This window comes from Microcoleus sp. PH2017_12_PCY_D_A, assembly GCF_020738565.1.
Classification (GTDB): Bacteria; Cyanobacteriota; Cyanobacteriia; order Cyanobacteriales; family Microcoleaceae; genus Microcoleus.
Genome location: NZ_JAEQCI010000013.1, coordinates 18,795 through 32,713 on the forward strand (window position 1 = coordinate 18,795; position 13,919 = coordinate 32,713).

Genomic DNA, 13,919 nt, shown 5'->3' on the forward strand with positions numbered 1-13,919 from the left:
TGCCGAAACTGTCTGCTCAGATGGCTGTGGCTGTTAAACCCGCATCAATACGCCAATTTTCGCGATCGATCGCTCTTTTTGCTTTAACAACTGCTTCGCCCGTTCGATCCGTTGTTGCAGCAGATACTGATAGGGATCTGTGCCGATCGCTTGTTTGAACCTAGGGCTAAAATGAAACTATAGCCCCTCTCAAAAAGATGAGGTATGTAGTTGGGAAGAGAGCCCTATACGTTTAGGTAGTGCCTTTTCGTAAAGGATGAAGAATAATCGACCTTTCGTGGAGTCTCACCCAGTCTGACTTCCAAAATAGAGTATTTTACTCTGTCCTTTACGAAATACCACTACCAAAAATTTGTGGGATGGGCGTCCCGCCCGTCCTAGCTATTTTTGCAAGAAATCTAATATTTGAGATTGATGATGGAAATGCGGATTGAACCTTACCACGCCGATCGACTGGATGCCGTGATTCGTCTTTCGCTACGGGCATGGGCTCCGGTCTTTGATTCGATTCAGAAGGTGATGGATCTTGACGTATATCGGGAATTCTATCCCGACGATTGGCGTGTGAACCAACAAAAGGCTGTCGAGGATGTCTGCGCTGCCGAAGATACAAATGTCTGGGTTGCTATTGATGCAGGTTCCACTGTGGGCTTTGTCGCCGTGAAACTAGATTCGGAAAGCAGCATAGGTGAAATATACATGATCGCTGTCGATCCAGACTTTCAAGGTTGCGGCATTGGTAGCGCTCTGACAGAATTCGCTGTAAATTGGATGAAAGATGCAGGGATGTCTGTGGCGATGGTCGAAACCGGAGGCGATCCGGGTCATGCCGCAGCCCGTCGCACCTATGAAAAGGCGGGCTTCGGGCTGTTACCCATCGCCAGATACTTCAAAAAGCTGTAGATTTGTAGGCTTTTGTTGAACGAATGAGAAACCCAACATCTTGAGGACAAGATATTAACGGTGTCGTGATTCAACTCATCGAGCAATATGTCATCTCTCTGTTTAACCTCAACCCAAGCAGTTGAAAACAAACGTTCAAAATCAAAGTAAGCAGTCACGATCAATCTACGTCCTGCCACCTCCAGCGATTTGGATCTGCTGCGACGCTGGGATGAGAAACCTCCTGTGGTCAATGCCAAAAATATGCCGAAAATAAAGGTCGATGAAATGATGATAAACCTCCGCTCTGCCACATCTGCTGATTTGGCTCTACTGGAACATTGGGATGAGCAACCTCATGTCATTAATGCCGATCCTAACGATGATTGGGGTTGGGAGATAGAACTCGATCGCACTCCCGACTGGAGAGAGCAATTAATTGCAGAAATCGATGGCCGGGCGATCGGATTTATCCAGATTATCGATCCGGCACTTGAGGATAGTCACTACTGGGGCGATTACGAACCGAATCTACGTGCGATCGACATTTGGATTGGAGAAGAGACAGATTTGGGCAAAGGCTACGGCACAAAAATGATGCAGCTTGCACTGACTCGATGCTTCGCCGACTCTGCTGTGACGGCTGTACTCATCGATCCACTTGCTAACAATACCCGTGCCCACCGCTTCTACGAACGTCTTGGCTTTCAATTTGTTGAACCGCGACGTTTCGGCGAGGATGACTGTTTTGTTTATCGCCTGAACCGGGCAGATTGGCATCCCAGTAATGAGAAGAATGCTGAATGACTTATTCTTGGACAAGCATCGCCCTGGAAAGGAGGTTAATGAATGACACAAATCGTACTTTACATTGCAACCAGTCTGGACGGTTATATTGCTCGTAAAGACGGTAGTATTGATTGGCTTACAGCTTTTGAGACGCACGAAACCGACCACGGGTATGGTGAGTTTTATCAGGCGATCGATGGATTGGCGATGGGGCGCAAAACCTACGAACAGGTGTTGAGCTTTGGCGAGTGGCCGCATCCCGGCAAGCCATCCTACGTTTTTACTCAACAAAGGCGATCGCCCGATCGCGATGATGTATCATTTACCTCCGCAACCCCGGATAAATTTCTGCACGAAATGGAGTTGCAAGGACTCCAACAAATTTGGCTGGTTGGAGGCGCAGAATTAATCGCCTCATTCCTCCAATGTCAACTAATTGATGAATACATTCTGTCGATCGCACCCATCGTGTTAGGCGAAGGAATTCCCTTATTCTTGCCATCTCCCATGGAGCTGAAATTAAAGTTAATAGAAGTAGAGAAGTATCCGACAGAGTTAGTTCAAATCAAATATGCTAAGGAGAAAAGTTAATGATTGAAACATACAAAGGAAGCTGTCACTGTGGCAAAGTTCGCTTTGAAGCCAATCTCGATCTCAGCACAGGTTCTATGAAGTGTAACTGCTCAATCTGCACCAAAACAAGATTTTGGGAAACACACATTAAACCAGAGGATTTTCGTTTACTCGCCGGCGAAAACGATCTGTCTGATTATCAATTTGGTTCCAATAGCGTACATCATTTATTCTGCAAGCATTGTGGCGTCCGTCCCTTTGTCAGTGGACATATAGAAGAGATTGGCGGTGATTTCTACGCGGTCAACCTTGCTTGTTTGGATGAGGTAGATCCGAGCAAGCTTGTCGAAGGCCCGATTCATTATGCAGACGGACGTAATAATAATTGGCAATGTTCTCCTCCCGCAACACGACACCTTTAGCTAGTGGCAAACAGTCCCATAGCCCACGATTAAGGAGTAGCACAATGATTTCCACAGCGATGCAAAGTCAAGCAATCACAGATTATGGAATCAAGCTCATTGCAACAGTGAATGGAATTGCAGCCCTACTGCACTTTGGTTTCTGGATATTTGCTCTCCTGCGGCTGCCGCGTCCATCGGTTGTCGAAGCAGAAGCAGAACGTATTGACCTAATCGTGACTTACGGATTGGGTATTGCGGATCTTTTATGGTCTGTGCCTCTGCTGATTGTAGGTTGTTTTTGGCTTAACAATGGCAGCGATATTGGTTGGCTAGCGGCACAAATGGCAAACGTGCTTTATTGGTACTCTTTTACTTTTATTCTGGTGCGCGAACTGAATGCCAAGTCTATTCGTTTTGGCACTCTGCTATTTTCGCCGTTTGCGCTGTTCTCGCTGTGGGCTGCCTGGTATCTATGGCAGGTTCGCGCCATGTTTTATTAACCGGGCGATAGGTTATGCAGGAAAAGTTCTAGTTGGATGCCTGTGAAGGAAAACAACTGTTTGGAAAAGTCTTATTTGATGAGGCTGTTCACAAGATGAAAACGCCGCGATTTATAAGGGCGATCGAGCAAATGGCTCGATAAGATGTACGCTTTAGTCATGACATTCAGGAAAATGGCCTGCGTTTATAGCAATCCTAAATCATTTTCAATAACTGGTTCCTAGGCTCTGCCTCTTAACCGATGTAAGCGAGGCTCTGCCTCGTGCGAAAATGGAGGCTCTTCCTCCGGATCTGCCGAACCCGGCTCTTCCTGGTAACGAGTATAATCATTTAGGATTGCTATAGTAGGCTAGGCTGGATAGTTAGATCTAACATTCCACCTTTTTGCCGATCGTTGAATGAAACATACCGCAATTGATATGCCGCGCATTCCCACCGCGCCGAGTTCAATTCAGAAGGGAGTTGCTATGAAGCATCTGCTTGGCTCAGAAGCAGTTGATTGTTTGGCACACAATATCTTGCTCGCGTACCCGCAATTTGATGAAAAATCGTTTCGTCAGGTTGCGTTGGATGGATTGGATTCGCTTGAACTGATGGAACGAGGCAGACATCTCGCATCAGCACTCCGTCAATGTTTGCCTGACAAATACGCGACAGCTATTGAGATACTTGTGGCTTCTTTGACACCGCCACTAACTCAAACAGATGGACTCAAACTGGCAGTATTTTTTTATCTTCCTCATATTTGTTTTATTGCTAAGTATGGTATGGAACTAAAATATAATGATGGACAAGATCCGTTTGAAATATCCATGCTTGCCCAGTACGAACTTACCAGACGGTTTAGTGCGGAGTTTTCCATACGACCGTTTCTAATTCAACAACAAGATCGGACTCTTTCCCGACTGGTTGATTGGATATCCGATCCAGATCATCATGTCCGGCGTCTTTGTTCGGAAGGTACGCGACCCAGACTTCCTTGGGGAACACGAATTCCCGCTTTTATCGCCAACCCAGCCCCCATTTTCCCAATCCTTGATGCCCTGAAGGACGATCGCAGCCTTTACGTCCGTCGCAGTGTCGCCAACAATCTGGGCGATATTGCAAAAGACCACCCCGAACAGGTATTTGCAATTTGCGATCGTTGGCTAAACGGTGCCTCAAATGAAGTCAAATGGCTCATCCGCCATGCTCTTCGGTACCCAGCAAAAAAGGGAAATAAAACCGCTCTCCAACTTAGAGTCGCAGCTAAATAACGAAAATCACTTTAATAAACCTCTCCTAAAAAGATTCTGGAGGCCTTGCTATATGACGATTTTCAAATAAAACTGTTTTTGTTGCGTAATACCATTTTTCTATGAAGCTGCATGGAATAGATACTTTACCGGAAAGGATTTTAGGCGAACAAGGTCGTGCAGCTTCATAGTGAATTGGTATCAGTACTTTCCATTCCTAAGCCGTAAGGTGCGCATTGCGCACCCTACTGATACCATTTTTTTATGAAGCTGCATGGAATAGATACTTTACCGGAAAGGATTTTAGGCGAACAATGTCGTGCAGCTTCATAGTGAATTGGTATAAGTCATATTTGAATTAAATTTCCAATGACATATCGATCGAGAAGGCAGAACCATGATTAAGACGACTAATCTGCAACTACTCCCCGTCGAACGGATTCACATCAAGGCTTTTTTGAGCAGTAAAAGCGAGCTAGCAAAACTTTTGCAAGTCACCGTACCTAATAACTGGCCGCACTTTCCTCACGCATTTTCCCTCCCTGACGATGAATCTTTACCGCTTCCTAATGGTTGGAATGGATATTTTTTTATTCAGCCAAAAGAGTCAGTGCTTGTGGGTAATGGAGGTTTCAAAGGTCAGCCGAATGAGTCAGGTATTGTAGAAATTGGGTATGAAATTGCTGCCGAATATTGGAATCGCGGATTGGCAACTGAGGCGGTGCAGGGGCTAATTGACTATGCTTTCGATCGCGAGGAAGTGCGAGCAGTCAACGCTCATACTCTGGGTGAAACTAATGCTTCTAATCGGGTATTACAGAAGGTGGGGATGCGGTTTGTGTCGGATGTTGCTCATTCTCAATTAGGTACAATCTGGCTGTGGCAGATCGATCGAGATTCTGCCAATCGTTGATGGAATGGATGAGGATTTTTGTAGCAGGGGTCAACGCTGGGCAAAGACTTTAGAGCTGGAGCTTAATACTAAGTACATTTTCTTGCCGATCTACTTACTAGATTAAGTTTACCAACTTTATGTAGAATATGCTGGCTCTGTCAAATAAATTAACCACAATTATTGTAGAGACGGGTTCGCGGGCGATCGGCAATATCAGCAATAACACCCGCAAACCGGATTTGATTGGGAAATTTTAAGCTCGCAAATCGCCTAAAGCTTTCAAGGCAAATTGTGGCAAAGCCAACATCCTGCGCCAGCGCCAAGGTTCTTGATAAAGCCGGTACAACCATTCTAAATGATTGTCGCAAAACCAAGCCGGTGCGCGGTCTTTTGTTCCCGCCCAAATATCGAAACTGCCGCCAACTCCCACCCAAATAGACTGCGGACAAAGGTGTCGGTTTTTGGCAATCCAAAACTCTTGACGAGGCACTCCCAAGCCAACAAAAATAATTTTTGGCTGCATTTGTTTGAGGCTTTCACAGAATTCTGTTTCCTCATCAGCAGAAAGATAGCCGTGTTGAGAAGAAATCGACAAGCCGTTAACTTTTTGCTGCCAACTTTCCGCCGCCTTCGCCGTCACTCCGGGCGCACCTCCAAAGAAAAATATCGGTTCCGAATTCGGCAAAGTTCCCCCCTGTTGCAGCAGCGATTCTGCTAGTTCAATCCCCGGAAACCGCTGTGCCGATTTGCCGCGCATTCGCAAATACAGCACCACTCCCGAACCGTCGGGTATTACGAGTTCCGCAGAGCGAATTACATCGGCTAAAGCCGGATTTTGCTCGGCTTGCATTGCCATTTCTGCATTCAGCGTCACAACGTGACTTCCTAAGCCTTGATGCAGGCGCTCTATCAGCCAACCTGCATAATCGTCTAATATGTGAACTGGTAGTCCCAGCACTGAAAATTGCGGGCGCGATCGATCCATATTTCTTTCTTTGAGATTCCTACACACCTAGTTGTTTAAATTAGCTTAGTTTGGCGATCGCCCTCAGACAAGTCTCGGACGCAAAAAACCCGATTTTTGGCACCAAAAGTCTGTTAAGTCATCATTCTGTGGCCGATAAACCGGGTTTTTGGTCGAAATCGCGATCGCCCGTTAGCGTTCAATTTTCTTGACAGAGCCGTCAGCGTACCATTCCATAGGTACCAGCTCAATTTTACCATTAATTTTCACTGTAGAGTAGACAATTTTCACCAAAGGAACGCTGTTGTTATTGTTGTTGCGGCTAGACATGGCAATCACCTTGCGAGAGTTTGCAGAACTTGAGAAATGATAGAATCTCTGATATATTTAAAAGTCTATTCACCGCAATTGATCTCGCATCAGGAAAACTAAGGAAAACGAAATGGCGATCGCAACAACCCAGCGGCAAACCCGGTTAGATTATTACTACCAGCAAATCAAAAACGTCATCCTCAAACGCCAGAACCCAATCACCGGTTTGCTGCCGGCGAGTACCGCCGTTAACGCCCACGGCGACTACACCGATGCCTGGGTGCGCGATAACGTGTACAGCATTTTGGCAGTTTGGGGTTTGGGTTTAGCTTACCGCAAAATAGACGGCGATCGCGGTAGAACATTTGAACTCGAACACAGCACAGTCAAACTAATGCGCGGCTTGATGTTTGCCATGATGCAGCAAGCAAACAAAGTCGAACGTTTTAAAAATACTCAGTTGCCCCTAGATGCCCTTCACGCTAAATACAATACTCAAACCGGAAATATTGTTGTCGGCGACGACGAGTGGGGACACTTACAGTTAGACGCTACCTCTATATTTTTGTTAATTCTTGCTCAAATGACGGCTTCTGGATTGCATATAGTTTTTACAATCGATGAAGTCAATTTTGTCCAAAATTTAGTTTACTACATCGGTAGAGCTTACCGCACGCCCGATTACGGAATTTGGGAAAGAGGTCATAAAATCAATCGCGGTAATGCCGAATTAAATGCCAGTTCCGTTGGTATGGCAAAAGCAGCGCTGGAAGCAATCAATGGATTGGATTTGTTCGGAGTTAACGGTTCTCAAGCATCGGTAATTCACGTTTTGCCGGATGAAATTGCCAGAAGCCGCATTACTTTGGAATCGCTTTTGCCTCGCGAATCTAGTTCAAAAGAAGTAGATGCTGCTTTATTGAGCGTGATTAGTTTTCCCGCTTTTGCTGTGGAAGATAAAGAATTAGTAGCACGGACTCGCAATAAAATTATTGACAAATTACAGGGAAATTACGGCTGCAAGCGGTTTCTGCGGGACGGACACCAAACAGTTTTAGAAGATGCCGATCGCCTGCATTACGAACCGACAGAATTAAAGCAGTTCGAGCATATAGAATGCGAGTGGCCGCTATTTTTCACTTATCTGCTCTTGGACGGTATATTTGAGGAAAATCAAGCCCAAGTCGAAGAGTACCAGCAGCGTTTGGCATCTCTGGCAGTCGATCGCGCTGGTTTACCTTTACTACCAGAATTGTACTACGTCCCCGCCGTAAATATAGAAGCCGAAAAATTAAATCCCCGCAGCCAGCAGCGCTTGCCCAACGAAAATGTTCCCCTAGTTTGGGCGCAAAGTTTGTATTTTCTCGGTCAATTGCTGAACGAGAAATTAATTGCAGTGGGCGATATCGACCCCTTGGGAAGGCATCTGTCAGTCGGGAGACAGGGACAAGCAAGCGTGCAAATTGCTTTGTTAGCTGAAGACGAAGATTTGCAAGCAGAATTAGCTGCTAACGGGATTGCAGCCCAAACTCCGAAGCAAGTAGCACCTATTCAAGTCCGCCAGACTAAGGAATTATCCGCTATTTACGCGGAGATTGGACGCAACGACCCGCTAGGCTTGACCGGGCGCCCGGTGCGCCGTTTGCGGAGTTTGACGACTTCTCGGGTGTTCAAAATTCGCGGAGAGGCGATCGTATTTCTCCCCTCATTTTTGGACAGAGAAGAATTTTACCTAACTCTAGACTACCATTTTCTAGTATCTAAAATCCAAAGTGAAATCGCTCACATTCACCGCCACTGGTATCAGTTGGGACGCCCCACAGTAACGCTGATGTTAACTCATGCGATGCTGGAAACCGGCCGGGAAGCCCTGCTGGAATTGATGAAGGAACTCCGCGACGGACACTCGGAAAATACGCCTGTCAAACTAGGAAATCTCAACCAGTTAATGCTGACGGCTAGCACCGAGAGAATAGATTTCATGCACGATTTTGAATTCACCGAATCTCCGGTAACAGGTGCAATAGAAACCCGCAGCTATCTAGGTTACAATCCCGAAAAAACTTGGCCTTTGGGTCACACGCAAGAATTTAAACTAGAATGCGAAACTAATACTAAATTGCTGCTAGCCAGCCTGCGCGGTTCAGAAAACTTGTACGAACAAATTGAGCTGCTGCACACGTTGATTCGACTAAAAGGACTAAATTTTGATACGGGATTTGGGGGCGCGGAAGCAACAGTAAAAGTTGTGGATTTGCTCAACGAAGTTTATACAAAAGCTGGAGAAAGTTCGCAATCAAAAATTCAATGGGCCGTCATCCGCTATGCCGCAGGTTTGCTCGACAAAGTTGATATCAGCTTGTCGGATGCGGTGACAGATATTTTGGTCAGACAAAAACAAATTGCTGTGGGAAAAGCCTACAGCGAAGATTCGGTGATTTCGCGGCCTGGTTCTTACATGGAAGTGATGGACAAAATTCGGGAATTCTGCGGAGAAGATGTTCGCGATCGAGTTCTCACCCAAGAAGTTATTATCTATCTCAGCGTCCTAATTAAAGCCGAACCGCAGTTATTTAAAGGTCTGCTGACACTGAGAGTTAGCTACTTTATTCTGCTGTTAACCAGCGAATTAGCGCGCGAATTGGGAGTCACGCAAAATGAAGCTTACGAACATTTAATGCAGCTAAGTCCGTTTGAAATTAAAAATCGCCTGCGCCAAGTGTTGACAGAATATGAGGAAATGAATCAAATCCTCAAAGAACAAGAATCCCTGCGCGTCAAGCAGCCGGAAAAAGATATTGAATGGGTAGTCGCGCCAGTTTCGGAAGAACCGCAAATGCCTGCGGGAGGATGGCGCCGGAAGCGGCAAATGGAAGGTGCAGTCAATCGCGTACCGAAGGATTTTTATCCGAGCGTTTGGGGACTGCTGCGGCACTGCAAAGGCTTGATTATTGGCGACAAATTAGAGCGCAGAAATCGCTTGGACAGCGATGTTATTTTATCGGAAATGACGCCTGGTGAAAAGAATTTCGCGCTGCAAATCGAGCATTTGCTGAACAAAATTGTGGCGCCGGAGTACCGACAAGTGAATATTGAGGCGCTGATGGAGTTGGCGGCGATCGCCCAGCGCAACCCTGAATTGAAAGTAGAAGAATACATTGTTTTAGATGTATTAGTCGGTCACGCCGTGCGGCTGAACTGGCAGGGAAAACACCCGGAAAGAGCGGACAGGTACGATGAAGATAAGGCGGCGGCGTGGCAAGGTTTTTACAATACTTCGCCTTACGTTTGTGCGAGTCACGTGCTCGATGCTTTCCGATTCTTGACGACGTTTGGATAGATAGAGTTTGTAGTAAGGACTTTAGTCCTTTCTTTGCCCACTCATTGGTAAGGACTAAAGTCCTCACTACAAACCTGCAAGGACTAAAGTCCTCACTACAAACCTATTACACTTTTTTAACAAGTCTAGTCAACAGAATATTTGCAGTAAAATAATGTCAGCTATTAGCTCAACTACCCGTGTCATAATCAAAGCCTACTTAGAAGTTTTTATCGAAAATCTTGTCAATGAATACAGAGGACGGCTAATACCGAAACTTGAGACTCCAGCAAAAGATTTATCTTCGCCATCCTCTACAGAACAATCGAAACTATTACAAACTGCGATCGTCCCGTCAGAGTTGCTGCGAATTAACGAGTTTGAAAGAGGTTTCAGCAGTAGCTTGGGTACAACCTATGAAGAATGTGCAAAACTCATTGCTTTGGAACATCACAGAGAAGCACACAGAAGCTATGAAATTACTGGTGAAGTTAGCATCGAGGCTATTAATGAAATCGAGCGTCAGATAGCGCTATTTGAGCAGTCAGCAGATAAGAATGCAAATAAACCTAGTTTTGAGGAAATGATTCAAGCTGTTCTTGATGCTCAAAAAAACAATCATTTAGTTAGGCGATCGGTCAAAGCAGATTTGTACGTGCTTGCCCGTGACGGGAGCAAATTTTTCTTTGAAATTAAAGGGTCAAAACCCAACAAAGGACAATGCTTGGAGGTAATTCAACGGCTGTTGAGATTTCATTTACTGTGCGGAGAGTCTCGCCCCGCTGCTCAATGTTATTATGCTATGGCTTACAATCCTTACGGGCCAAATCGTTCAGATTATAAATGGTCAGTGGCAAGGAAGTACACGCCTTTTGATCGAGCTGTAATTATGGGACATGAGTTTTGGAATATCATAGGAGGAGAGACTGCCTATGAAGAACTTTTGGCTATATATCAAGAAGTCGGACGGGAGAAGAGCAAGCAGATGCTTGACGAGCTTGCTTTTGGATTTTAGTAGGGTACAATTTTCATCCCAGCAATACCTAGTTTTGAGGCTAAAACCTTTGATTGACAACAAACCGATAACTATTAGCCTCTTTGCGGGAGCCTACGGTTTAGATTTAGGACTCGAAAAAGCCGGCTTTCAAACAGTAAGTTTAGTAGAAATCGAACCTGATGCTACCAAAACTATCTCTCTAAATCGTCCCCACTTATCGCCATGTGCTGTACCGAGAGATATTGGCCAAGTTAATGCCGAAACCCTATTGCAAGAAGCTGGGAAAATCTTAGGTTTAGATAGACCTCTGCGCTCTAACGAAGTAGATTTAGTAACTGGCGGCCCCCCGTGTCAACCCTTCAGTACAGCCGGAAAACGCGGCTCTGTTGGCGATCCGCGCGGTAGCTTATTTATGGACTTCATACGCATTGTTGATGAAATTAAACCCCGGTTTTTTATCATGGAAAATGTTAAGGGGTTGCTGTCAGCTCCTATTCGACATCGACCTCACGATCGCAGAGGTTTAGGTTGCCCGCAATTAGAACCTGATGAGATGTCTGGTGCAGCTTTACAAGTGATTTTGGCAGAAATGAAACGAATTGGTTATGAAGTTGTATATGATTTGCTCAATACTGCTGACTATGGCGTTCCTCAATGTAGAGAAAGAGTTATTTTTATTGGTTATAAAAGTAACGATCCAGTTACTTTGCCCCTGCCAACTCACAGTCAAAAAGGTACTGGTAAAAAACCAAAATGGCTGACACTTAGAGAAGGATTAAAGGATTTAGTAGATTCTCCGCCAGAATTTGTCCCTTACTCAGAAAATCGTCTCAAGTATTTGCGTTTGTTAACCGCTGGTCAAAACTGGAAGGATTTACCCAGCGAATTAAAAGCAGCAGCAATGGGAGGGGCATATAAATCTGAAGGTGGTAAAGTGGGTTTCTATCGACGCTTAGCGTGGGAGAAACCGTCACCTACTGTCACAACAAGCCCCCATCAAAAGGCTACAGATATGTGCCACCCCGATGAATTACGTCCTTTGAGTGTCAGAGAGTGCGCGCGAATTCAGACATTTCCCGATGACTGGGTTTTTCATGGCTCAACAACTTCTAAATACCGACAGATTGGGAATGCGGTTCCTGTATTATTAGGAAAGGCGATCGGTGAATATCTTTACCAGATCGTGAAAGGCGATCGAGTACAAGGGCGAGAAATAATTAAACAACTTTCTCTCTTTAATTAACTGATATTTAAAACCGAGTTGAGGAGAAATAAAAGTGTCAGAGCAACTTCATGAATTATTAGCATTTGTTTTAGAAAAAGAAGTAGGACTGCCTGCCAGTAAGTCTCGCTCTTTCGCCAGTCATTTTGCGGAGTTAGAAGAATTTTTTCAATTACAAGCAGAAACACTCAGAAACGGCATCAGCAGCATTTCTGGCAAAAGAGCGCTCAGATTTACTCCCGATGAGATTGAACGCATTTTAGCATTTATATCTTCAGGCAAGCTTTCGCTGCAACTTACTATCGCTGAAAATTTTTTAGCCAGTATTTGTCGGGATTTTACTGGGCGACAGCTAGTTATGGTTGAAAATCTGACTTTAGGGAAAATTCATCCCAACCCATTTTTAATCAGGGCGTTAAATCTGGACACTCCAGAAGAAGTTGTCAGGCTTAATGTTTATATGACTGCTACTAGGTCTATTGTCACTTCAATGGGATTTTTTATTCAAAAACTATTGATATCTTGCTCTGAAAGTGCAGAAAGTCCACCGGGAAAGTCAGGATGGGACGCAATTAAAACTACCAGTGATGGCCAGAAATGCTGGATACAGGTCAAAAGCGGCCCGAATGATATGGATAAAGACCAGATAGTCTATTGGGCTGACAAAATTCAGGAAAAAATCAATGCTGGCGATCGCGCTTATATTGGTATAGCTTACGGGAAAAGAACTAATAAAACTGTAACACTTGGTTTACTGAAGCAAATTTTGCCAAATTCGGAAATGATCACTTTAATAGGTCGAGAACTGTGGGATTTTGTCAGTGAAGATACTCGCTATACTGTGAATCTGTTTGAAGTTTTGCGTCAGTCGGCTAGTCAAGTTTTAGCACAAAGTTCTATTGATGAAGCTATAGAAAGGTGTAGCGATCGACTGATCGATGAATTTATCGGCAAGTACGGCGAGGGAAGTCAAGGTGTTTTTAACTACATCGCAGATATATTTTGATTTACAGGTTCGTAGTAGCGCCCAAACGCTACTACCAACCCCTAAACTACAAAACTCCTTTAGAGCTCGGAATCCGACTGGCGCGCCGGGGATCGATCGCCACCGCCATCCGCAGAGCCCGCGCAAATGCCTTAAACGCGGCTTCGACAATGTGATGAGAATTCCCGCCCTGCAACTGTCTGACGTGCAGTGTCATTTGAGTGTGGTTCACCACCGCAGCAAAAAACTCTCTCACTAACTCGGTGTCGTAACTACCGATGCGCTGGGTGGGAATTTCCAAGTTGTAACTTAAATGAGGCCTTCCCGAAAAATCTAGCACTACTTCAATTAATGCTTCATCCAGCGGGGCGATGAAGTGTCCGAAGCGAGAAATTCCCGATCGATCTCCGACAGCTTTTGCTAGGGTTTGACCTAAGGTAATGCCCACATCTTCGTTGGTGTGGTGATCGTCAATCGCCAAATCGCCGATCGCCTGTACGTCCAAATCGATCAATCCGTGAGAAGAAATCTGTTGCAACATATGGTCTAAAAACGGAATCCCCGTTGAAGCCTTGCAAGTTCCCGAACCGTCTAGATTGAGGCTGACAGTAACATCCGTTTCCAGTGTCGTGCGCTTCACCAAGGCTGCCCTGGCGATCGTGTTACTGGAACTTGGAGGAGGTACAGGCGGGCGATCGATTATTTCCATAATTCGCAATTGGTCATTCATTAGTTATTGATAATTGATAATTGAAGATTACAGCTCGATCGGTGTAGAGTCTCAAGTATTTACTTTAATCCTGGACACACAGACTCTACTTGTAGGGTGCGCACTGCGCAC

Annotated in this window: 15 protein-coding genes; 11 read left to right on the top strand and 4 right to left on the bottom strand. The window is 45.2% G+C overall.

Annotation, left to right across the window (positions count from 1 at the left end):
• Positions 1-33: 33 nt before the first annotated feature.
• Positions 34-147 carry a hypothetical protein gene (locus JGK39_RS33530; RefSeq protein WP_366048521.1) on the bottom strand — a complete coding sequence of 38 codons (114 nt, stop codon included), beginning with the start codon at positions 145-147 and terminating at the stop codon, positions 34-36.
• 267 nt (positions 148-414) lie between these two features.
• On the opposite strand from JGK39_RS33530, the gene JGK39_RS02250 reads away from it, so the two are divergent.
• From JGK39_RS02250 to JGK39_RS02280, 7 genes are all read left to right on the top strand, one after another.
• Complete coding sequence (locus tag JGK39_RS02250) at positions 415-903, top strand: GNAT family N-acetyltransferase (protein WP_293245711.1); 489 nt, start codon at positions 415-417, stop codon at positions 901-903.
• Between the two features lie 159 nt (positions 904-1,062).
• Positions 1,063-1,689 (top strand): GNAT family N-acetyltransferase, encoded by a 627-nt coding sequence (locus tag JGK39_RS02255; RefSeq protein ID WP_293245817.1) that lies wholly within the window; start codon positions 1,063-1,065, stop codon positions 1,687-1,689.
• A 42-nt stretch (positions 1,690-1,731) separates the two neighbouring features.
• Complete coding sequence (locus JGK39_RS02260; RefSeq protein ID WP_293245709.1) at positions 1,732-2,262, top strand: dihydrofolate reductase family protein; 531 nt, start codon at positions 1,732-1,734, stop codon at positions 2,260-2,262.
• Positions 2,262-2,666 carry a GFA family protein gene (locus JGK39_RS02265; protein ID WP_293245707.1) on the top strand — a complete coding sequence of 135 codons (405 nt, stop codon included), beginning with the start codon at positions 2,262-2,264 and terminating at the stop codon, positions 2,664-2,666. Before JGK39_RS02260 ends, JGK39_RS02265 begins: the two co-directional genes overlap by 1 nt.
• A 44-nt stretch (positions 2,667-2,710) precedes the next feature.
• A complete protein-coding gene (locus tag JGK39_RS02270; RefSeq protein WP_293245705.1) occupies positions 2,711-3,148 on the top strand; it encodes a hypothetical protein in 438 nt (145 codons plus the stop codon).
• Between the two features lie 399 nt (positions 3,149-3,547).
• A complete protein-coding gene (locus JGK39_RS02275) occupies positions 3,548-4,405 on the top strand; it encodes a hypothetical protein (RefSeq protein ID WP_293245703.1) in 858 nt (285 codons plus the stop codon).
• A 376-nt stretch (positions 4,406-4,781) separates the two neighbouring features.
• Positions 4,782-5,297 (top strand): GNAT family N-acetyltransferase, encoded by a 516-nt coding sequence (locus tag JGK39_RS02280; protein ID WP_293245701.1) that lies wholly within the window; start codon positions 4,782-4,784, stop codon positions 5,295-5,297.
• Between the two features lie 235 nt (positions 5,298-5,532).
• On the opposite strand, the gene JGK39_RS02285 is transcribed toward JGK39_RS02280, so the two are convergent.
• Both JGK39_RS02285 and JGK39_RS02290 read right to left on the bottom strand, forming a co-directional pair.
• Positions 5,533-6,264, bottom strand: a complete 732-nt coding sequence (locus JGK39_RS02285) for a WecB/TagA/CpsF family glycosyltransferase (RefSeq protein ID WP_293245699.1) — start codon at positions 6,262-6,264, stop codon at positions 5,533-5,535.
• A 171-nt stretch (positions 6,265-6,435) separates the two neighbouring features.
• Positions 6,436-6,573: a hypothetical protein gene (locus JGK39_RS02290; RefSeq protein WP_293245697.1), complete on the bottom strand. Its 138-nt coding sequence runs from the start codon at positions 6,571-6,573 to the stop codon at positions 6,436-6,438.
• A gap of 112 nt (positions 6,574-6,685) precedes the next feature.
• Between JGK39_RS02290 and JGK39_RS02295 the strand changes: the two genes are divergently transcribed.
• The 4 genes from JGK39_RS02295 to JGK39_RS02310 all read left to right on the top strand — a co-directional run bounded on the left by JGK39_RS02295 (position 6,686) and on the right by JGK39_RS02310 (position 13,099).
• The gene (locus JGK39_RS02295; RefSeq protein ID WP_293245695.1) at positions 6,686-9,895 is read left to right on the top strand and encodes a glycoside hydrolase family 15 protein; all 3,210 of its coding nucleotides are present in this window, start codon (positions 6,686-6,688) and stop codon (positions 9,893-9,895) included.
• Positions 9,896-10,049: 154 nt separating this feature from the next.
• Positions 10,050-10,889, top strand: a complete 840-nt coding sequence (locus JGK39_RS02300) for a TdeIII family type II restriction endonuclease (RefSeq protein ID WP_293245693.1) — start codon at positions 10,050-10,052, stop codon at positions 10,887-10,889.
• Between the two features lie 34 nt (positions 10,890-10,923).
• A complete protein-coding gene (locus JGK39_RS02305) occupies positions 10,924-12,114 on the top strand; it encodes a DNA cytosine methyltransferase (RefSeq protein ID WP_293245691.1) in 1,191 nt (396 codons plus the stop codon).
• A 34-nt stretch (positions 12,115-12,148) separates the two neighbouring features.
• Complete coding sequence (locus tag JGK39_RS02310; RefSeq protein WP_293245689.1) at positions 12,149-13,099, top strand: PmeII family type II restriction endonuclease; 951 nt, start codon at positions 12,149-12,151, stop codon at positions 13,097-13,099.
• Between the two features lie 46 nt (positions 13,100-13,145).
• Here JGK39_RS02310 and hisB read toward each other — a convergent pair whose 3' ends face one another.
• A complete protein-coding gene (hisB, locus tag JGK39_RS02315) occupies positions 13,146-13,808 on the bottom strand; it encodes an imidazoleglycerol-phosphate dehydratase HisB (protein ID WP_366048508.1) in 663 nt (220 codons plus the stop codon).
• Positions 13,809-13,919: the final 111 nt, after the last annotated feature.